The organism is Rossellomorea pakistanensis, assembly GCF_016908495.1.
Classification (GTDB): domain Bacteria; phylum Bacillota; class Bacilli; order Bacillales; family Bacillaceae_B; genus Rossellomorea; species Rossellomorea pakistanensis.
Genome location: NZ_JAFBDZ010000001.1, coordinates 1,143,876 through 1,164,645 on the forward strand (window position 1 = coordinate 1,143,876; position 20,770 = coordinate 1,164,645).

The following is a 20,770-nucleotide window of genomic DNA, read 5'->3' on the forward strand; positions in this document are numbered from 1 at the left end:
TTTTATTATGTAACATGATTCCATAGTCTTATATTTCTAAAAAATTTGCAATTAAGATGCTTCTGTTCCTTTTAAAGCTTTTTTTCCTATTCTTTTCAAAATTAGATGGCACTGTCGAAACCCTAAAGACAAAGCAAAGACGATACTTCAATAATAGTATCGTCTATCTAATGTTATTTAATTTATTATCTTGTCGTCTTTACTATAAATGGTGATGTGGTAAGGGTCGTTTTTAACCCTTGATTTCATTTGTTCTGATTTTAGAAAGTCATCAATGACTTTTTCAAGCTGTTGTGCAAATTTTTTTGCATTTCTGTCGGAACTAGATAAAGTGATAAACGCTTGAATCTCCGGTTCCGGATGAACAGAATAACCTACCATTCTCACCATGTATTCCTTTTTCCCTAATAAATCTTCATCAACAATATTAAGAATTTCCATCCATCTTTTATCTTGTTCCCTTTTTTTCATGTTTATTTTTTTTAGCTTTACCGTATATTCTTCTTTAGTTTTTGACCATAGTATACTCTTAACTTCTCTTTTAATCTCTTCCGTTCGTTTCTCAGTGTCCGGTATGTCTATATTAACAACCTTTCGAGAAGAACTTAAACTTAGTTGTTCGAAATGGTACTTTCCACGCAAATTATCAACGTCATCCAATAATTCAGCATCCTTTTTTAAGCTATTTCGCTCTTCTACAGACATATCAATCTTACGCTCTTTATGTTTACTTACTTTAACAGTATAGGCATCATAATCTTTTGATTGTAATATGTCTTTTGTAATCTTTTCAACATCACCTTTAATTGTATCAAAATATGTATTCGAACCATCGATCCATATCTCGATTTCCTTTTTGCCATTATAAGAAATGCCCACTCCACTTACATTGTAACCCTTTTTCCTAAGCTTTTCGTGGATAACAGGAATGATATCTTTAGACTCAAAAATTTGTCCTAAATATGGAATTTTTGCCACCACTTTCGCCATAGTTGGAGAAACAAAAGCAGAACTTATGAATAATCCAAATAAAAGAACTGCTGCACTGCTAAAGTAGATTACTTTCTTACCAATACTTCGTTGATTTTTTTTACCTCTTTTGATGGCATATTCAATCGCTCGATCCAATTTTTCTTCAGGAATTTTTATTTTGTCCACCTCTTTTTTAACGTTGTTGGAAAAATTATCGTTCATCAGATACACTCCTCTTTTAAATCCGATTTCAATTGATTAATGGCTCTGTGCAATCGAGTTTTGACAGTTCCTTCAGGACACTGCAAAATTTCAGCAATTTGTTTTATAGAAAGATCTTTGTAATATCTAAAAATAATCACTGTTTTATAGTGCACTTCTAATCGATCAATTGCTTCTATTAAGTCTAATTTGTCTTCCATTCGTAGATTCTGATCACTGCGAAATCCATCAACATCACTATAGGGAATCGTACGGTTGTTTTTCTTAATAAAATCCAAAGCCGTATTAATTAAAATTCTTGATATCCACGTAGAAAAATAATGAGGATCTTTTAGTTGTTTGATTGATATAAATGCTTTGTAAATTGTATCTTGTACAATATCAAGGACATCATCTTCATTTTTTACGTATAAATAGGCCATACGAAAGAGTTTGTTCTTTTCATCTTGAATCAACTCCTGAAATGCTTTTTCATTTCCTCGTTTTGCCTTTTTGATTTTTTTCTCAACTGACATGTACTCACCTCTTTTTTCTAACCGTTAGACAATCCATACTACAAAAACGTTTCAAAAAAATAAAATAAATAAAAAAAACCCATCAATATTACGATGGGAGTTGTTCTTATTCCATTATAGCGCCCTTTAATAGAATAACGACTGACGCTTTTAAACAACTTTATTGTCACTTTAACATTTAATAACATAGGTTTTTGAATTAATAATTTTCAAACAATGAAAAAATAGCAACCTGGATATTAAACTAGAAATTAAACCCTCTTTTTTAAACCCTATTCTAAGAGATCCAATATCCATGTTTTCAAATCAACAATACGCAAATGGTCTATGCTTTTATTGGTTCCTGTTACAATAATAGGTGTAAGAGAGTCATTTTTATGCATAGAACCATGTGCACCTCCACCAGTATGTTCAGGAGAACTTTCTCCAATAAATTCGTAGCCAGGTTTGGCATCCAATATTAGAAAATCTTCTTTTTGTGAATGAATAGCACCATACAATCTTGCTAATCCATCTGGATAATCACCATATTTTATTTGACTATTATTATCTATAGCCAGATCAAGAATTGAGCTATTTCCTTTTATAGACCAAGTTTGATTATAAACATCTTTAAAAGCTCCTTCGGGTTTGAATTTAAAAGTCCCTTCTTGATCTCCTGATATCACTTGAATCATTTCGTTTTTCTTCCATGCAATCCATGCTATACGCTCATCTGCTTAACCTACTTGCAATATCTTGCAGAGAAAAATCCTCACTAATCTTATAAATATATGCCATTCGTTCATTTGCTGTAATAACAAGATCATCTTTATTACGAACAGGCTCATCAAGCTTTAAAATATTGTAGTTCGAAAGAGCTTTTCGTAAATCAATTAATGCTTCATCTTTGTTTTTTTTAATGGATGATTGTTTGCTGTCTCCAATGATAATCCAAATCATATTATCAAGGGCCGTGTTCCAATTTGGAAAAACATTTAATATTTCCTGTAAATTCTTATCAATTTCCTCAATTCCTTCAGTCGTCATAGGTCCCTTTCTATGAACGACATGATCATTTACCGGAAAGTACATGATCGTAAATTCAGGAAGGATGTTATTCTCTAAAAGATATTTTAATTCTTGAGCTGCAAATGCATCATTGAGCCCTAGCCGATTTACTAAATGTTTATTTTTTTCATCCTGACGAATAAAAGCACCAACTGACAACATCTTTGGTCCAAAGGTTTTATATTGATCCGGTAAGGCAGTAGTTTTCGCTAAGACCTTTGGAATCTTAAGAGCGTGTTCATAATTTCCACGGTAAATGATAGAGTTAATAGAAGCTGTTTGTTTCCCTCTTTTGTCTAATACTTCATGAAGGGTTTTCACATTGGGACTAAGATCCACATTATTAAATTGGTATAAAGTATCTTCAGCAAACTGAGAAACCCCAATATTTACCATTTTAAAAAACCATTTCCATAATTAATAATACGCTGTTCACCTTCGTCATACCATACAAGTCCAGGGATTTTATGTTTATCGGGGTAAGAACCCGTTATTAAAGAGCTATCAATTGTAACTGACATGGTTGGATAAGAACTGACTAAGTTATTATTATAACGGCCATGATTCAAAAAAAATGCCAGGGCGGACGCTTTATTCTCTTGAATCGCTTTCTTTAAAGGTTCTTCCATCAATGAATCAATGATAAGAAGGACAATTTTAGGGGAGGTTTTATTATTTGTTTGAATAGCAATAGGGGTATCTTGCCTTTCGATATTTTTATGAAGAGAGCAGCCAATTAATGGGATGGAAAGGAGTACAATAAAAATCGAACGAAATCCCATCATCATTCCACCTTCGTGTTTTATCATTTTTATTCGTCCTTTATTCTTAACGATTTCTTCACTTTATATGAATTTTATTTATGGAGAACAAGGTAGGTATACAGTATGACAAACAATAACCTTAAAAAAAGGTAGAAATTGAAAATTTGCAGTATAGAAAAAAATTCTGTTGAACAAATTAAAATTATCTATACGTTTCATTATGTAGGAAAATATCGTTATTTCTATCAAGAAAGGAGTTCTTCAAACAAATCATGGTAGAATTTATTAGGAATCTTACTGAAAAAATAAAGCAAATGATTGTAGGGGTATTTGAATTTTATTGTGAAGATTCTTTAGAAGAAACGAAAAAAAATAATTAGTTTTTCAAACGAAAATCCCTCATTTCAACTAAACAATGAAATAAGGGATTTTTTTATTCTTTAATTCTCAAATAACATATAAAGCACTTGGTTCAATTCTAATTCGGGCAGGAGTTTGACCAATCATTTCTCCGTCCCCATGTACCAGCATTGGGGTCGATGAATATATTTCCAACTCTTTTCCTTTGATTATCTGTATTGAAGGGGAGGAGGTATGATTTCCTTTAAAAACTAATGGAAATACACGTATAAATTCCCACTTAGACATTCCTTGAACAATACATATATCAAATAAACCATCATTACTTTCGGCCTTTGGACAAATTGCTAGTCCTCCACCGTAAAAGGGTAAATTGGCAACTGCAATTAGCCATACCTTTGGAATCTCGTATAGTTTCTGATCAATCATTAAGGAGATATCCATGGGCTTATAACGGAATAATACATTTATAGCACTGATGATGTATGAGATTTGCCCCATCCGGACGAAATTAAGTAATTTTTTATATATTGATATATTCGTCGTCTGGGCTACTTCACCGTCAAATCCTATACCTGACACGGTACCAAAATAGGTAGAATTTACATAACCGATATCGATAATTTTTGGTTTCCCACTTAATATACGCTCTAACGCTTTATCATGTTTTAATGGTATACCTAGTCCTCTTGAAAAATCATTTCCTGAGCCAGCAGGAATAATTCCTAAAGGTGTATTCGTACCGACTAATCCATTAATCACTTCATGGATAGTTCCATCGCCACCTACTACAACTATCACAGTGACTTTTTCCTTATTGATAAGTTCTTGAACTAATAAAGTGGCGTGTTTTGGTTTCTGTGTAAAATGAACACAGTAATAAACGTTTTTTTCTTGAAGTTTTTTTTCAATTTGATACCAAACTTTAAGAGCTTTGCCATTACCCGAAACTTTATTAACAATAAAACAATACAAACATCTCACCTAATTATAAATTTTTAACAAAATTATAGCCTACTTTACTTGTAAATATACAAGCATATTAAGGCGTTCTTAGTTTGAAGTTGAACTAAAAACATGAAGATGCTGGGGCAATACCTTAAAATGTAGACTTTTTACATCAACCTTTTCGCCATCAAGATTGAGAGCGAAGGCCTCTGGAATCGTAAAGTGACCAGATTTTATTTTTTTATGATGTATTATTGATGGTTTGTTAGAAATGTTGAGCATTTTTACAAGTAATGAAAAAAACAGCTGTAATCGATTGGTTTTTTTACAGGTGAGTAGATGAAAATAATCATCATTATGTTTAGTATCCTTAAAAAGTTGCTCAAAAGGACCAACTGCGTTTCCGTTCATGATTAAAAATAATGAGAGATCTGAAATTACTTCATTTGGGGAGATATCAACAGAAATAGTATCCGATTGTTTTGTCAAAAAAAGTGTTTTAAGAAAATAAAGGCCATAGGCCCATTCACCCAAAAAGGATTTTAGAGAAGGAGAGGTTTTATAGGTAATATCTGATAACCAGCCCCCTGCTGCTATATTCGAGAAGTATCGATCACCAATTTTTCCGATGGCAATAGGTTTTGTATTACCTCTTTCAATAATTGATAGATTTTGAATTATATCGCAAGACATACCTATATGTTTTGAAAATTCATTACTCGTTCCAAATGGAAATACCCCTACAGTTGGTCTATATTCTTCCTCAGCTAAAAATTGAAGTGCTTGGTTTACTGTACCATCACCACCGGCTATAAAGATTGCATCCCATCTGTTTTGACATGCTCTTTTAATAGGGTTATCAGTGTTATTGAACATCCCTTCTTGATGAACCGTTACTTGGTAACCGAGTTCTGAAAGTTTTTTCAATAACATCGGAAAGGCTTTATGAGATCCCCTTTTTCCAGAAAACGGGTTATAAACCATTAATGCCTGTTTGTTTATTGTGTTCATAGTCAAATCCTCCGATCCGTAAGATCTTAAACATTATAACCACAATACTAGCTTTCTCATTTTCACTTCAAAACACGTTTCTTATTTCAGGAAAAATTTTTCCATATTTTTTTAAAAAAATGAATAATAAGGAAATCGTTGGAGAAGTTATTATTTAAAACCGTTGAAGAAACTAGGTGATACATGTTGAAAGCTTTGCAATTCGATTATAAAATTCCCAACTATATCTTTAGTAAAATATTCGGAAGTTTTAATCCTTCTGCTTATTGGAATTCTCGGCTATCTTGTTTACGATTTCAGGAACAATCAGAGCCGGAGCTTCCGAATGAAAATTGGGTGAAAGTAAAGGTGAAGTATGGCGGTATTTGTGGTAGTGATCTTAATCTTCTTTTTCTAAATGATAGTCCTGCTACTTCACCATTTGTTTCGTTTCCATTTACTATCGGCCATGAAATCGTAGGAGAAATTGTGGAAGTAGGTTCACAAGTTACTGAATTAAATAGGGGAGATCGAGTTGTTATAGACCCGATTTTGTCGTGTGAATCGAGAGATATAGAACATCCATGTCCCGCATGCCTTAAGGGTAATTTTAGTTTGTGTATATATAAAACTGAAGGAGACCTGTCACCAGGTTTGTTAATAGGAGCTTGTCGTGACACAGGTGGCGGATGGAGTTCATATATAGTCGCTCACAAAAGCCAAGCATTTAAACTCCCTACAGCTGTGAATGATTTAAATGGCGTGATGATAGAGCCTTTTAGCTGTGCTTTACATAGTGTTTTAAGAAATCCACCAAGTAAAAATGACACTGTATTGGTCATCGGAGGAGGAGTAATAGGGATATGTGTCATTGCGGCTATTCGAGCACTGGAAATCCCTTGCAGAATTGTTGCATTAGTAAAACATCAATTTCAAGCTGAATTGGCGGTCAATTATGGGGCGAACAATATAATCCAGCTAAGAAAACAAACTTATGTAGATGACCTAACAAAATCTCTTAATGGAAAGGTATTAAAACCACTTTTTGGTCCTGAGGTAATACAAGGAGGTGCAGATATTGTCTTTGAATGTGTTGGAAAAAAACAGAGTATCAATGATGCACTTCGATTCTCTAAAAACGGTGGAAAAGTTGTTCTGTTGGGTCTAGCCGGTATAATAGACGGAATTGATTGGACGACAGTTTGGCTTAATGAGTTAGATGTCAAAGGAAGCTTTGCTTATAGTACTGAGGTGTTTCAAGGAAAAAGAACACGAACATTTGACATAGCAATTGAATTAATGCTTGCTGGAAAAGTCGACCTATCACCATTGGTTACTCACAGATTTCCAATAGAAGATTACCGAAATGCTCTTGGTACTGCTTCAAATAAGAAAAATCGTGCAGCAATCAAAGTGGTTTTTGAACCGTAACAATTTGATAGAAAGTAGGAGGAAGACAAAAATGAAGAACTTTACAATAACAGGTGGAGAAAAAACTCCTTTTCTCACATGGTATACGGAAGGATTAAAGGAAAAATTTTCAACTGAAGGATACGAGTTTTGTGAAGAACCAGTTGATGATATTAGGATTGTATTTAATGTGATCGAACAAGAAAAACCACGTCCGTTTCGTAGAAAGGCACAAGCGACTTTTGTCGTATCTATACTAGAGAAAAATGAAGAACCGGAAAATATATTTGAAACTGCATATCCATATCTAATTAGATCTTTAGCAAACCATTTAATTTTCATTGTGAATAATAAGGAAAAAACAGATGTTTATTTTATTACTCCTGAACAAGGATTTTACAAATTAAGTTATCAAAGTGAAGAAAAAGACTTTTTCCAAAAGATTTATGAAAGATTAGAACCGGTCGCATCGGCTCAATTAGTCATTGACAATCATTTTGCAAATAATTTGGATCAAAATTTATGGAATGGTAATAATATCACACAAAAAATGTACGCATCAGGCAAAAAATTAGATGAAATGAATTTATTACCTGCACCCTTTCCACTTGATAAATATTTGTCATCTCGTGATATGCGCCAGTTAAAAAAACTATACGGTATAGGTGGACTTAGCTATGGGAATCTAAGTAGCCGACACGATGATAAAAGCTTTTGGATGAGCGCTAGCGGTGTCAACAAAGCTAATATGCGAGTAATTGGCCAAGATATTTTATATATCAATGGGTATAATCCAAAAAAAAATGCAATGGAAATAAGTGTTCCTCCACGTATTTCTCCAAAAAGAGCATCTGTTGATGCAATTGAGCATTGGATGATTTATAAAGAGCATCCAAAAGTGGGTGCGATTGTTCATATTCATGCATGGATGGATGGTATAACAGCAACGGAAATTAATTACCCTTGCGGTACGATTCAATTGGCGGAAACTGTAGCAGATCTAGTACGAAGGGCCGATGATCCATCTAGAGCAGTCATTGGACTTAAGAATCACGGTCTAACTATTACAGGTCGTGATTTAGATGACATCTTTGAGCGTATTGAAGGACAAGTTATAACCCAAGTGCCAAGTGCATAAAAAGGTGTGATTTAGAGTTAACAAATAAATATCGAAGGGAATCTTATGCTTAGAGTCTTTTATGGTGTGAGGAGTGAGAATATGGAAACTACGATTGAACCTATCGATAGGGTTGCGATCACTCTCGGCCCGTTCCAAATATACTGGTACGGTGCAATTATCATGTCCGGGGCCTTAATTGGTCTCTGGCTAGCCATGCGTGAAAGCGAGCGACGTTTTTTGCCAAAAGACACCTTTGTGGATCTCGTCATTTTTGCGCTTCCAATTTCTATCCTATTTGCACGCGCTTATTTCGTGATTTTTAAATGGGAATATTATTCCGCACATCCCAATAAAATTATTGCTATCTGGGAAGGCGGACTAGCCATGCACGGTGTACTAATCGGTGCAGTATTAACGATAATAGTGTTTGCAAAGATACGTAAAATTTCGTTCTGGAAACTTGTTGACATTTTAGCACCAAGCCTGATTCTAGCTCAGGCAATTGGACGCTGGGGAAATTTTATCAATCAGGAAGCCCACGGGGGACCCGTCCCCCGTGAATTTCTCGAAAATCTGTATTTACCTAATTTTATTATTAACCAGATGTATATAGAGGGAACGTATTATCATCCTACATTTTTATACGAGTCTTTATGGAATTTTGGAGGATTTATCGTATTGATGTCCCTACGACGTGCAAATTTAAGACGTGGTGAATTATTTTTAACATACATCATCTACTACTCGTTCGGGCGTTTCTTTATAGAAGGAATGAGAACGGATAGCTTAATGCTAATGGAATATTTACGGATGGCACAAGTCATTTCCGTCGTATTAATTTTTGTGTCAAGCCTGACAATCTGGTACCGCCGAAAAAAAGGATATTCAGATATTCGCTATCTAGATAATGGTGTGATAGAATTGAGGGATTGATATGAAAGATAGGTTGTTGACTCATATTGTTCAGAAATACATTCTAATAGGCATCTGCCTAAGCTGGTTAAATAAAATATTTATATCTCTTAATAATCCCCGTTGTTTATTGGGGTACCTCCAACTTTTATCACTTTCCCACGCTAAGAGATTCCTTTTAACGTATATTGGATGAATTATAGGGATTTTGATTTAGGGAAAGGTTTTAGGATAGAAAAATAGTCATTCCAGTACCTCATTACCTCTTTTTAATCCCTACTGGCCACAATCAACAATCCCAGGAAGAATAAAACCCCATCAATTTACGATGGGGTTTTATTCTTATTCCATTAAAGCGCCAGTTTGTTGAAGATCGTTTTTTAACTGACCTACAATGGTTTTTTTGCAGAAAAGCCGCCCGCAAATACAATAAGAGTCCATCCTATTTACTTTAAGAAAACCCGCTCATATACTTAGGAAATAACTTTGTACTTTTTTGTAAATAATAAGATTGTTAACAACAAATTTAGGAGGATTTACATGCAACAGGATAAAAAGGCTAAAAAGGGTATGGGTTCTATGATGAAACCTGAAAGTGCCGGAACTAATGCACAAAAAGTAAAACAAGACATTCAAAAAGATGTAAGCCGAGGGCAAGGTGCAATGACTTCCCGAGAGGCAGGAGCAATGCGAGACTAAAAAAACACTTTGAGTGGTTTTTATTTTTCAACTATAAAAGTTCTTAAGTTAAGACAACAAAGTACCACCGTTGAAGGATAGTCCTATTTCTTAAATATAAAATATCATTCAATTGTTCATTTCGTTTTTACTGAGAGAGCTGGAGAAATATTGATAACCCGACAGTCTTCTAGATCATTTTCCTTTAAAATACCAAGGTTAATCGCTGCTTTCATTTTGTCTATATCCGGTTTTTTCACCACTAAATCTTCTAATTTTAGTTCCTCTAATTTCTCTACCGTCTTCGCTTCATTAAATTTCTCAATTGTTCTAACTTGCCTTTGTAATATATAATCCCCAACTGTTACTTGCCCTTTAACATTTTCGCCCACCGTCTCATCAAAATAATTATGGAATTGCTTTTTCATCTCCTTCATGGCAGATTCAATTTCCTTCTTCTTTTGATTAAGCCTATAAAACTTTTCAAGCATTCCTTCTGTTACTTGAGATTCACCCATCCTTACACACCCCATATAAACTTGATATATCATTTTATGGGGTTAATAAATTATCTATGACTAATATAAATGGGCGTACATTATACTGAATTTATGAAGACTTATTTCTTTCATAAAACCCATCCCTAAAACGAGTCATATACATTCATGAAAGCAAAGTCCATATATTCATCAGCAATAATCAATTCTTTGAGCGACAGTTCACAAAAATCTAGAGTATGAAGAGTACATACTTCCAATGTCCCATTCTATTGGCATCTGTTTACCATATTTTATATCTTCACTAATATTTTCATCTTTAGATTGAGGAGTTTGTTCTTCAATTAGTTCATTGTTACATCCTACAAATTGAATAAAAAGTTTAAAAGTATTTTGAGTATGTAGTGTTTCAAGAAAAGAAATAAGGAAGAATTAAACAGTCCATCAAATTAATGATGGACTGTTTTTCTTATTTTGTTGAGATCCTAATACTGGAAGATCGAAATAAAACTATTTAATTGTGTTTTACCGATACCGACGTTCAGACTCTTGAATTGGATAGTCATTTGCACTCATATCACGACGTTTCATTAGGCCATTGTCGTCGAATTCCCAATGTTCATTTCCGTGTGTTCTCATCCATTGATCAGTTTCAGCATCACGCCATTCGTATTCGAAACGAACAGATATACGATTTTCTGTGTGACACCAAAGCTCCTTCATCAAGTAATAATCAAGTTCCTTCGCCCATTTTCTCCTAAGAAATTCCTTGATGGCTTCTCTACCATAAAAAAACTCTGTTCGATTTCTCCATTGTGAATCAAGGGTATAAGCTTGAGCTACAATTTCGGGATCTTTAGTGTTCCATGCATCTTCTGCTGCTTTCACCTTTGCAAGAGCTGTCTCATGATTGAAAGGTGGTTTGATGGATTTTGACATTTACATCTCCCCCTTTTAATTAACCACTTATTTTAGATTTCAATGGTTAGTATAGAGACTTTTAATTAACCTGTCAATAGGTTATAATATGGTTAGTTAAATTATTATCGAAACAGAGACCAGGAGGAAAAATAGATGTCAGCAAATCAAATTTTCCCACTTATCTCAAACCATTTATCATTGGATCTTGTAAATACGGAAATTGTAAGAAGAGGGATTCGACATGATTTGCTTAAAGAGAACTTCGTGGATTGGATTCAAACTATGCAAAAGTCAGGAAACTTAGTGGATGAGCAGTTTAATAAAGAATGTGTACTTTCTGATGGACTTGATGTTTTTTTAGATCTAAGAAAGTTATTACGAGGTGGGTTTGAGAAAATTGTAAACGGGAAACATCTTGACGATCAATGGGTATCGCATCTGGAATACCTAAACGAAAAAGCTCCTTTATCATTTAAACTGATATCAGGAAATCTTGTACCGATTCCTGTCGGGACTTCGTTGGATGCAATTGTTTCCTTAGTAGCATTTGATGCATTACGATTATATAACACTGGAGATTTAGAAGTACTACGCCGTTGCGCTAACCCAGACTGTGTTTTACTGTTTATAGATACAAGTGGTAGGCGTAAATGGTGCTCGATGAAAATATGCGGAAATCGTATGAAGGTCTCACGTCACAATCGACGAAATGTTGATGCATAAGCGATGTTCAACTGACCGACCATTTGATCTCTAATGAAGCAAACTCACAAGTATCTAATAATAGCCTGTGAGATCTGAATAATCTTATTCGATAAAATGGTACGTTTGTTGAATAATAGGTTTAAAATATTTTGGTATGTAGTGTTTCAAGAAAAGAATAAGAAAGGTTAAACACCCCATCATTTTAAGATGGAGTGTTGTTCTTTTACATTAAAGCCCCTGATTGTAGAGTAAATGATGAAAAGTACACTATTTATTTTTTCCAATAAGTTTCTCTTTTTATAACATAACTTTTACATTTCAAGGTGAATTATTTTTTCTTCCTTATTCAAGATATGACCTGTTTGTTGAATATTAAGTTTAAAAGTATTTTGAGTATGTAGTGTTTAAGTAAAAAAGCATTAAGGAAGATAAAACCCCATCAATTAATAATGAGTTGTTCTTATTACATTTAAGCGCCCTATAACGGAAGATCTGTTCTTGAACATCCGTGAAGCACAGATATACAATAATTGTCCCGATAATTGTAAATTATTTTTTCAATTTAAGGAATTTAAGTATTAAACGAATTCCTACAAACAAAAGAAATCCAACTAAATAAAGTCCAGATGCAATACAAAGATAGGAAGTTGGATTAGTTTTAAGAGCAATTAATATCAAGTCTATCGGATAAATATCACTACAATATTGAACATTTTGAGGAGTGAATATAAACAGTGGCTTACATTCTGATTGTGGTGCATAAGCTATTTTACTTGTTATAAAAAACGAGTAAATATAGGTAATTAGAAAAATCGGCAAACTAATAAACCAAATTATCCACCATTTCAACATACTGAACCCCTTCCATTTTTTCATATTCTGCGCTTTTAGTGTAATTTTACACTTTACGTTATAAATATGGAAGGATTTCTTAATGACTCTTCTTATTAAACAATCTGGTCCTAAAACGAAATATGAGCGCCAATTCTTGTTCAAGAATAGCGCCCGATTGCGGAATAAGCCTGTCAATTATAATGACTTGTTCATGACAACTCTGTTCTTATTTATAGAATAATTTTTCTTTAAGTAAAAGCTTTCTGCCAGACCACCATTAGATGTTAAAAGATGTATACTTGTAACATCATTATTTTTTAGTTCTTTCTCTAATGATTCAAGTAATAATGAACCATATCCCTGCCCTTGTACCTGACTATTAATACATAGTTCAGCAATATAAAACACAATTCCTTGTGGAGTTCTTTTCTGATTTCCAGCTATAAAACCAACTAATTTGTCATTATTGTATAAGGTATATCCAACAAATTTTGGTGTATGATACAAGTCATCTAGCCTTTCCTTAGCGACTTCATAAGACCAATTCTCTCCCCAAGGTGCACTGTTAAAAACTTTTATGTAAAGATCTATACACTCTTCAAAGCTGTCCAAAGTAAATGGTTTAATTGATTTTACTGAAATAAAGATCCCCTCCCTATTATTAGATAAAAGCTCCCTTTTCTGGCAATAACAATTTTAGAAGTTTGTCCTTTACTCATGTGATTGTAATTTTGAAGTACTTGAACTTTCTATATCCTTCAAAAATGAGTGTAGTTCTTTTTTGCCTTTCAGAACATAAATGTTTTTTCTGGAGCCCAGTGTTTGAAAATATCGAAAACGATCCATCATTTTCTTTTTTCGTGGATAATATGTTGAGCAGATAAACCAAATGAAATCCCAGTCTAATTTGTCTGGGCAACCCTCTCCAAGATCGGGACGGGTTTTTCCTCTATGTTTCAACCATCGCTTTAAAACTCGATAAAGACATAAATACAGTGGAAGTTCTAAATAAACAATCGTATCTGCATATTCAGCCCTAATTTCATAAGTATTACTGTAATTCCCTTCAATAATCCATTGATCGTTATAATGAATAATTTTCCTTTGAGCTTCTGCAAATTCGTCAATCGTCGCTTCTATCCATCCAGGTTTCCAGAACAGAGTATCCAGATGATACACTTCGATATTCAAAGCTTCTCCCAATTCTTTTGCAAACGTAGATTTTCCTGCACCAGCTGAAGCTCCCGTTACCATAATTTTTTTCATTTTCACCTGCACCTCGTTTTCAAGTCAGGTTGAGTAATACATTCCTGAGACTTATTTCTTCGATTTAGTGACGAAAAATTCCTTTTTTATTCTACAATCTGGCCCGTTTATTGAATAAAAAGTTTAAAAGCATTTTGAATATATTGTTTTTCAGGCCAAGCAAAGGAATAAAGAAGATTTACCCTCATCAAAATTATGATGGGGGTTTTTTTATTCCTTTAAATAACCTTTAACTGAACAAGAGAAAAATATTATTTCTTTTTATTAATCCATTCTTCTAATGTCATCATTTCAAACTCTTCTTCGAAATCTAACCGTAAAGGTGTTATAAACTCTATTGAGTTTCCATCAGGATCATCAAAATAAATAGCCGCATGTGCTTGTGGATTGTTAGGTAATACAAGTGGTTGCCTTTCAGACGGAAAGCCAAAAGATGTTCGCACTAGAATTCCTTTTTGTTCTAGCCACTCTTTCACTTGTATTATATTTTCCAAATCTACTTTGAACGCAATATGCCTTAACGAGGGATGATATGGTGTTTTAACTTTGTCTGTTTCCCAAATTCCTAACCAACTGTTTCCTTTTTCAATCCAAAAAAAAGCTAGTTTTTCATTTTGGTAGGCAATCTCTAATCCTAATTTCTTGTAGAAATCTATCGAATTTGAAAGATTACTTACTGGCAAGTGTGCTTCATATAACCCTTTAATCATCTAAATCTTCCCCCTTACTTTCTGTTCTTGAATATTAATATATCAATTAAAAATAATAATGAATCCTATAAAAGCATTAAAAATCCATACATCTTTAGTAGTAGTGATCCATCATTTTAGTAGGAGAATCCTACTAAAATGATGGATAAAAAGTATAAAAATATTTTGAGTATGTGGTTTTCCAGGCTAAACAGAGGAATAAAGAGAACTAATATATTAGCACAAAAAAGCTCAGAGAATTTTCTCCGAGCTTTTTTGAATTCCAATAACGCCCTCTTTACTGGAATATGAAAGATTATTATTGTAATTCAAACTTCACTGGTATTTAAAATGATTTTTCTAGCGTAACTTTTGCATCTTGATTCATAAACAAAATATCATAAAGAGCTTATAAATTGGAAGTTCAACGGAAATTGTTCAGATAGCTCTTTTAATGCTTTGACTGTTGATACTTTTTAAACTTTCACCTGAAACAAAAGCTTGTTCAAACTTCCGAATATGAATATGTAAAAAGAAAGAGTGAAAAAGGACCCGTTAGTTCCTATTCATCTATCTCCTTCATTATCGATTACTTTAACAGTTGAATTTCACCACATAAAACCACTTCAAATTCATTTTCCAAACAATCCGTCATAATTTATCAAAAATGTAAATTTCCTTTGATGAGAATAATTCAGAAGCTATATAATGAAGTGAAGAAATTGATGGTTTACTAGCATTTTAACAAGACGTTTGCAATTAGAATGCTCTATTTACCAGAAGATCCTTCCCGAATTGAAGAGTTTTACGGTTGTATAGGAAAATCACTCAGATATTAGATGTTGGAGGAGATTAGTATGTTAAAATGTGCTTCGTGTGAAGGAACGGACTTTTTACACGATGAAGATGATACAGTTTATTGTTCTATTTGTGCAAGTAGAACATATAAAGCAACAGGAGAGCTATGCCTCGTTAAATGTCCTTATTGCAAAAAGAAAACAACAGAAAAGGCTGCCTATTGTAAAATGTGCGGTAATTGGATAGCAGATAGGATTTAATCAGAAAGCTTGGACGTATTTCATATCTGTGAATACGGGTCATCATTGAGAAATATTGGAATCCCAATTACAGTTAATGGTTCCCTCTTTACTGCTGGGTAAATTCAAACAAGTAAAGAAGAAGTCTAGAGAGCAGTTTTTCAAGTACTGCAAACAAAGACCCCCAAAGCAATGGGGGTTTTCTAATTAGTGATAGTCAAAATTACATCCGTTTCTCCATTATTCAATATCCTTGCAGATAACTTAAGAGCAACCTTGTGACTGTTGGTGGGGTAATATTGTTGCCGGAGATCATATTTTCACGATTACCTTGGAAGGACGAGAGCATATCCCCCTTTACACTTACTCCAACGAGGAAAATGTTTTTTCCTCGAAGTTCTAGGGATTTACTCCCCTACCATACTGTCGTTATCATTATCTCGCATATAGGGATATAACCATGATCACTCATTATTGGCATACTAAACCTGCGTCTTCTGCTTCTTTAATCTCACCTGGCCATTACCGTTTGTATCAACACTTAAAATATCACCGCTTGGATTTGAACTAGTTGAAGTTGAATCGGAAGGCTCACTCTCTGTTAAACCGAGTGATTCATTTACTTCATCAGGGTTCACGTTATCAAATGTATCAACAACCTCTTCACCCATTAAAGTATAGGTATATTCATAACTTGATGGAATCTGCGTTTCCGTATTCGGATATGTGATAATTGCTTCAAAATTAGTGACTCCACCTGCGCTACGGATCACGTCTTCTATAAGCTTGATCACCATGTCGGTTGAGTGTACTATCTTGGGGGGGGAATATTATAAGCATTCGATACCCCTCCGAGAGAATCAGCAATGATATGTCCTTCATCTAAAACGTCACTTTCTACACCAGGGACCTTTGCCTCATCAGAGTAGTATCTGCCAGAAGATAATACTGGTTCGTTACTATCATCTTGTATAAAGATTTCGTCAGCAACAACACGTACTAGTTGCCCGTGTTCATTAGTAAATGCCCAATATTCTCGATCCCCATAACCAATGTCCACGACGACATTAGGTTCACGATATCCAGACAAATCACCACCATCAACTTCAATGAGTTTGTGTCCTGGGAAAATTTCATTCGTTGATTGGGTTGATGTTTCCTCTTCTACTGGTTCATCAATAACAGTAGTATTAATTTCTTCTTTCTCATCATTTTCATTTGTACTTACTTTGGTTACTTCTTGAGAATCTGTTTTTCCCTCTGTAGTGGATACATCTTCTACGTTGGTACAACTAGCCATAAAGATGGTCGTTAAAAGTATGAGTAAATAGTTCATTTTCTTTTGCATTTTAGGACTCTCCTAACTATATTCCGCAGTTATAACTGGCTCAAAACAATGCTCTGCTGGTTCAATCTGCCCGCAATACTCAGTAGATGCATTACTAGTTGAGTGGGCAGACGAACACTCCTTGGATATATTTGATTGTTACTTAGTATTATATCGGTTGGTGTGTTGGAGTATTTTACGTATAATTGAAGAATATTTATTTAAGTAAATATGTTGAAGAAATTAAGAAACATTTTGAGTATGTGGTGTTTCAAGAAAAGAAATAAGGAAGAATAAAACAACACCCCATCATTTTATGATAGAGTGTTGTTCTTATTCCATTAAAGCGCCCTTATATTGAATAAGGAATTATTGATTTCTAAAATCAAATTTATCATTTGGCACGTCCAATGAATACCCATTAATCACTACCGTATCATTATCTGTCCAAGTGATATTTGCGGTATCTTCTCGATAATTCCAATAAATATTTTTAGTTTTATTATTTCTTTCGTTAAAGAGCAACTCACCACGAATAGCGTATGACGTTGTAGCTCCTCCGTTGGTGACGTATGCTTTTAAAGTGTACTTTCCATCAGGAGATGTCTCTTCTGTGAGATATTCCCCTGTTGGTAACCTATTCATATCAAAAAACGCCAAATAAACTCCATACCCAACCAATCCAACAAATAACAAACCAATTATTACGAATATCTTCAATAATTTTTTATAAAATTTCCTTTTTTCATCTTTAACATTCACTTCTTCTTTAGGTTCCAAAGAGATACTCCCCTCTAACTAGTTAGTTCAATTTACAAATTTTAACCTATAAATCCGATTACTTTCAAAGACGTTTTTTCATAATCTGGCCCTAAAAAGGAAAATGAGCGCTTATCCTTGTTCCAGGATAGCGCCCGATTGCTGAAGATCCGTTATGTAAGGTAAAGGGGAGCATCCACAGACGCTAAAGAAAGCCCCGTATGTTGAAGAAGTAATCAAAAATCAATTTCTCATTGGAATTCAAATTTTACAGGTCTTAAAAATAGATCTTCTAATGTATCTTTTGCATTTTTATTCTCGAATAAAATCTCATATAAAGCGTTAGTAATTGGAAGTTCAACGTCATATTGTTTGGATAATTCTCTCAATGCCCTTACCGTTGAAACACCTTCTGCTAATTTTTCAAACCTTTCACCTTGGACAAGTGCTTGACCAAATTTTCTGTTATGACTATGCATTGAGAACAATGTTGCCTCATAATCACCTAAATGACTTAATCCATATATTGTTAGGTCATTTCCTCCCATCGCTCTTAATAGGCGGGAAAGTTCTCTTGTACCTCTTGCCATAAGTGAACCTTTTAAACTGCTATAATTTAGTCCATCTAACATTCCTGCAGCTATACCCATAACATTTTTTGTAGCTGCTCCAATTTCATTTCCAATAAGATCTTGTCCATAGTAAAACCTAATTAAATCACTGTTGAGTTCCTGAACAATTTTCTTTGTGGTTTCAATATTTTCTGATCCTATAACCATGCAATTTGGGATATTATTAACGAAATCTTGTACATGTCCTGGTCCTACCCAAACTGCTACATCGATATTTTTTCCAACGGCTTCACCAAATACTTGTGAAAGCCTTTTTCCACTAGTAGCTTCTAATCCCTTCATACATAGTATGAAAGTTTTCCCTTGTATTTCATTTATTGAGTTTAATTGACATGCAAATGAACGTAATTCTTGGGCACTAATAGAAATGATAATAATCTTAGCAGATGAAACTGCTTTATATAATGAATTACTAAGTTCTATATCCTCTGGTAACGAAAGATAATCATTCTTTCTAGTTTCCTTTAGCCTAATGTAATTTATTGAGTGTTCTCTTCCCCATAACGTTACATTATGCCCAACCTTATTAACATACCAGGCTATAAAAGTACCCCAACGCCCACATCCTAGAACTGAAATATTCATAAATCTCACCTTTTCTGAATTCATTTTCATTGCTTTGTTTCCCATTAAAAATTGGATTTACTGGCATCAGGATAAATTCGGTAAGAGCAACAAAATATCCTTCCTGCCTTATTCAAGAGTCCTGCTCTTTAACTGAATACTAATTATTTGAAAATTCCATCTCTTCTACATTGCTTTATTCCAGAATATGGCCCGTTTGTTGAATAAAAGTTTAAAAGATTTTGAGTTGTAGTGTTTCAAGCTTATCCAGGAAATAAGGAGGAATAAAACCTCCTTCATTTTGATAGGGGTTTTATTGTTGTCAAGCAAAGCTCCTAATAACCAAATTCATTATTATTATTTACGACAAAAGTAATTAATAAATACATCACTCAGAATTGTATTTTTTATCTAAAACTCTTTAACAATTAATAATTTCAAAATTTTATTCCTCTTTAAAGTAGTCATAATCAATTGCTTTTACCACAAAAGTTTGATTTACATCAACTCCGACATTATGAGTAATCATAAGTTTTGATAGTTCTATTCCATCAATTAAAATAATTTTCTTGGAGTCTAATCGTTCAGCATAGCTCCTAGCCCCATTTGTAAAGTAAGAGGTTGTAATAAAAACACCTTTCCTTGCTCCTTTTCCATCTAAAGCACCAGAGAAGCTCTGAACAACATCACGACCTACAGCATTATTAGCTGCATATCTTTTAGCTTGAACATAAATATTATCTAGACCTAATTTATCTTCTTTAATTACCCCATCTAATCCTTCATCATTGGACCTTTGTGTTACCTGTCCGTCTCCATATCCCATTACAGTTAATAATTCAACTACTATATCTTCAAATTTCATCCAATGAACATTTCTTAATTGTTTCAATAAATTATCGGCCAATTCGCTTTTTAATTCATCTAGCTTTTCTTTAACGACTGTTAATGGATCTACCACTTTCTCTAATTCTTCAATTTCTTCTATGATTTCACCATGTGATTCACTCAGCAATTCAAGACCATCGTTAGTAATTTGATAGGATAGTTTATTAACTTCTTCAATGTAATTTTCTTTTTTTAAGCTATATCTAACACTTCTTACCCTAGAAAGAAATATTATGTCCGAATTTTTTTCATACTTCATTATTCGTTGCTTTTCACTTAGCTTAAAATAATCAACTAACTTTTCTGTAATTTCACTTGCGGAGTATATTTCTCCATCTTTAATCATTGCTAAATAAGGGATCATCATTTCTCCAGTAGAAGGGATTGTCCCTTTGATATTTTCATCATAATTTTTATGTATCCGATTTATCATGTGTTTTTCAATTAATCGCTGCTCTTCTTTTTCATTTTTAGGCATTCCTTCGTTACTTATTATCAGTTTTATTTCTGGAATAGTTAAACCAGCTTCATTCATTTTTTTAAGAAACTTCATTATTCTTAAGGACTCCATAGTATACAAAACTTTATTTCCTCTAACTTTAATGGGTATGTAATTTTTAAAGTTTTTAACCCACCTTCTTCCGTTTGATTCAGACCAACCAACTAGCTCAGACATTTTGGTTTTCGTTAATAAATTATTATTTAGCATT

The 20,770-nt window shown here is 33.6% G+C and carries 22 protein-coding genes and 1 pseudogene; 6 read left to right on the forward strand and 17 right to left on the reverse strand.

Translation table 11 applies throughout. From position 1 onward, the window contains the following. Nucleotides 1-177: 177 nt before the first annotated feature. From JOC86_RS05595 to JOC86_RS05615, 7 genes are all read right to left on the reverse strand, one after another. Nucleotides 178-1,194 (reverse strand): DUF4030 domain-containing protein, encoded by a 1,017-nt coding sequence (locus JOC86_RS05595; RefSeq protein WP_205168795.1) that lies wholly within the window; start codon nt 1,192-1,194, stop codon nt 178-180. Then, nucleotides 1,194-1,709, reverse strand: a complete 516-nt coding sequence (locus tag JOC86_RS05600) for a sigma-70 family RNA polymerase sigma factor (RefSeq protein WP_205168797.1) — start codon at nt 1,707-1,709, stop codon at nt 1,194-1,196. Before JOC86_RS05600 ends, JOC86_RS05595 begins: the two co-directional genes overlap by 1 nt. A 272-nt stretch (nt 1,710-1,981) precedes the next feature. Beyond that, nucleotides 1,982-2,386 carry a hypothetical protein gene (locus tag JOC86_RS24615; protein ID WP_239587389.1) on the reverse strand — a complete coding sequence of 135 codons (405 nt, stop codon included), beginning with the start codon at nt 2,384-2,386 and terminating at the stop codon, nt 1,982-1,984. Nucleotides 2,387-2,420: 34 nt separating this feature from the next. After that, nucleotides 2,421-3,155, reverse strand: a complete 735-nt coding sequence (locus JOC86_RS24620; protein WP_239587390.1) for an alkaline phosphatase family protein — start codon at nt 3,153-3,155, stop codon at nt 2,421-2,423. Further along, complete coding sequence (locus JOC86_RS24625; RefSeq protein ID WP_239587391.1) at nt 3,149-3,568, reverse strand: alkaline phosphatase family protein; 420 nt, start codon at nt 3,566-3,568, stop codon at nt 3,149-3,151. The genes JOC86_RS24620 and JOC86_RS24625 overlap by 7 nt, the downstream gene beginning before the upstream one ends. Nucleotides 3,569-3,970: 402 nt before the next feature. Next, nucleotides 3,971-4,858, reverse strand: a complete 888-nt coding sequence (locus tag JOC86_RS05610; RefSeq protein ID WP_205168799.1) for a diacylglycerol/lipid kinase family protein — start codon at nt 4,856-4,858, stop codon at nt 3,971-3,973. A 78-nt stretch (nt 4,859-4,936) separates the two neighbouring features. Next, the gene (locus JOC86_RS05615; protein WP_205168808.1) at nt 4,937-5,842 is read right to left on the reverse strand and encodes a YegS/Rv2252/BmrU family lipid kinase; all 906 of its coding nucleotides are present in this window, start codon (nt 5,840-5,842) and stop codon (nt 4,937-4,939) included. 186 nt (nt 5,843-6,028) lie between these two features. Here JOC86_RS05615 and JOC86_RS05620 point away from each other — a divergent pair, with 186 nt between their 5' ends. The 4 genes from JOC86_RS05620 to JOC86_RS05635 all read left to right on the forward strand — a co-directional run bounded on the left by JOC86_RS05620 (nt 6,029) and on the right by JOC86_RS05635 (nt 9,962). After that, nucleotides 6,029-7,252, forward strand: a complete 1,224-nt coding sequence (locus JOC86_RS05620; RefSeq protein WP_205168810.1) for a zinc-dependent alcohol dehydrogenase — start codon at nt 6,029-6,031, stop codon at nt 7,250-7,252. A 31-nt stretch (nt 7,253-7,283) separates the two neighbouring features. Beyond that, a complete protein-coding gene (locus JOC86_RS05625; RefSeq protein WP_205168812.1) occupies nt 7,284-8,369 on the forward strand; it encodes a class II aldolase/adducin family protein in 1,086 nt (361 codons plus the stop codon). An 81-nt stretch (nt 8,370-8,450) separates the two neighbouring features. After that, the gene (gene lgt, locus JOC86_RS05630) at nt 8,451-9,284 is read left to right on the forward strand and encodes a prolipoprotein diacylglyceryl transferase (RefSeq protein ID WP_205170141.1); all 834 of its coding nucleotides are present in this window, start codon (nt 8,451-8,453) and stop codon (nt 9,282-9,284) included. Between the two features lie 519 nt (nt 9,285-9,803). After that, on the forward strand, nt 9,804-9,962 hold the full coding sequence (locus JOC86_RS05635) for a hypothetical protein (protein WP_205168814.1): 159 nt from the start codon (nt 9,804-9,806) through the stop codon (nt 9,960-9,962). A gap of 116 nt (nt 9,963-10,078) precedes the next feature. Here JOC86_RS05635 and JOC86_RS05640 read toward each other — a convergent pair whose 3' ends face one another. From JOC86_RS05640 to JOC86_RS05650, 3 genes are all read right to left on the reverse strand, one after another. Further along, nucleotides 10,079-10,459: a hypothetical protein gene (locus JOC86_RS05640; RefSeq protein ID WP_205168816.1), complete on the reverse strand. Its 381-nt coding sequence runs from the start codon at nt 10,457-10,459 to the stop codon at nt 10,079-10,081. Between the two features lie 125 nt (nt 10,460-10,584). Continuing rightward, nucleotides 10,585-10,698 carry a DUF2711 family protein gene (locus JOC86_RS25275; protein ID WP_205168818.1) on the reverse strand — a complete coding sequence of 38 codons (114 nt, stop codon included), beginning with the start codon at nt 10,696-10,698 and terminating at the stop codon, nt 10,585-10,587. A gap of 265 nt (nt 10,699-10,963) precedes the next feature. After that, nucleotides 10,964-11,377, reverse strand: a complete 414-nt coding sequence (locus tag JOC86_RS05650) for a nuclear transport factor 2 family protein (RefSeq protein WP_205168820.1) — start codon at nt 11,375-11,377, stop codon at nt 10,964-10,966. Between the two features lie 135 nt (nt 11,378-11,512). Between JOC86_RS05650 and JOC86_RS05655 the strand changes: the two genes are divergently transcribed. Beyond that, complete coding sequence (locus tag JOC86_RS05655; protein WP_205168822.1) at nt 11,513-12,082, forward strand: CGNR zinc finger domain-containing protein; 570 nt, start codon at nt 11,513-11,515, stop codon at nt 12,080-12,082. Between the two features lie 1,011 nt (nt 12,083-13,093). Here the strand turns inward: JOC86_RS05655 and JOC86_RS05660 are convergent. From JOC86_RS05660 to JOC86_RS05670, 3 genes are all read right to left on the reverse strand, one after another. Next, entirely contained in the window at nt 13,094-13,510 is a 417-nt protein-coding gene (locus JOC86_RS05660; protein WP_239587392.1) for a GNAT family N-acetyltransferase, read from the reverse strand. Between the two features lie 99 nt (nt 13,511-13,609). After that, complete coding sequence (locus JOC86_RS05665) at nt 13,610-14,164, reverse strand: P-loop NTPase family protein (protein ID WP_205168824.1); 555 nt, start codon at nt 14,162-14,164, stop codon at nt 13,610-13,612. A gap of 251 nt (nt 14,165-14,415) precedes the next feature. Continuing rightward, nucleotides 14,416-14,874, reverse strand: a complete 459-nt coding sequence (locus tag JOC86_RS05670; protein WP_205168826.1) for a VOC family protein — start codon at nt 14,872-14,874, stop codon at nt 14,416-14,418. 855 nt (nt 14,875-15,729) lie between these two features. Here JOC86_RS05670 and JOC86_RS05675 point away from each other — a divergent pair. Further along, a complete protein-coding gene (locus tag JOC86_RS05675) occupies nt 15,730-15,897 on the forward strand; it encodes a hypothetical protein (protein WP_205168828.1) in 168 nt (55 codons plus the stop codon). Between the two features lie 400 nt (nt 15,898-16,297). Here JOC86_RS05675 and JOC86_RS05680 read toward each other — a convergent pair. From JOC86_RS05680 to JOC86_RS05695, 4 genes and pseudogenes are all read right to left on the reverse strand, one after another. Continuing rightward, nucleotides 16,298-17,238 (reverse strand): annotated as a pseudogene (locus JOC86_RS05680) (DNA/RNA non-specific endonuclease). Nucleotides 17,239-17,586: 348 nt separating this feature from the next. Beyond that, entirely contained in the window at nt 17,587-17,937 is a 351-nt protein-coding gene (locus tag JOC86_RS05685; protein WP_419096031.1) for a DUF5412 domain-containing protein, read from the reverse strand. Nucleotides 17,938-18,227: 290 nt separating this feature from the next. Continuing rightward, nucleotides 18,228-19,223 (reverse strand): NAD(P)H-dependent glycerol-3-phosphate dehydrogenase, encoded by a 996-nt coding sequence (locus JOC86_RS05690; RefSeq protein ID WP_239587394.1) that lies wholly within the window; start codon nt 19,221-19,223, stop codon nt 18,228-18,230. A 394-nt stretch (nt 19,224-19,617) separates the two neighbouring features. Beyond that, entirely contained in the window at nt 19,618-20,736 is a 1,119-nt protein-coding gene (locus JOC86_RS05695) for a restriction endonuclease (protein WP_239587395.1), read from the reverse strand. Between the last annotated feature and the right edge of the window lie 34 nt (nt 20,737-20,770).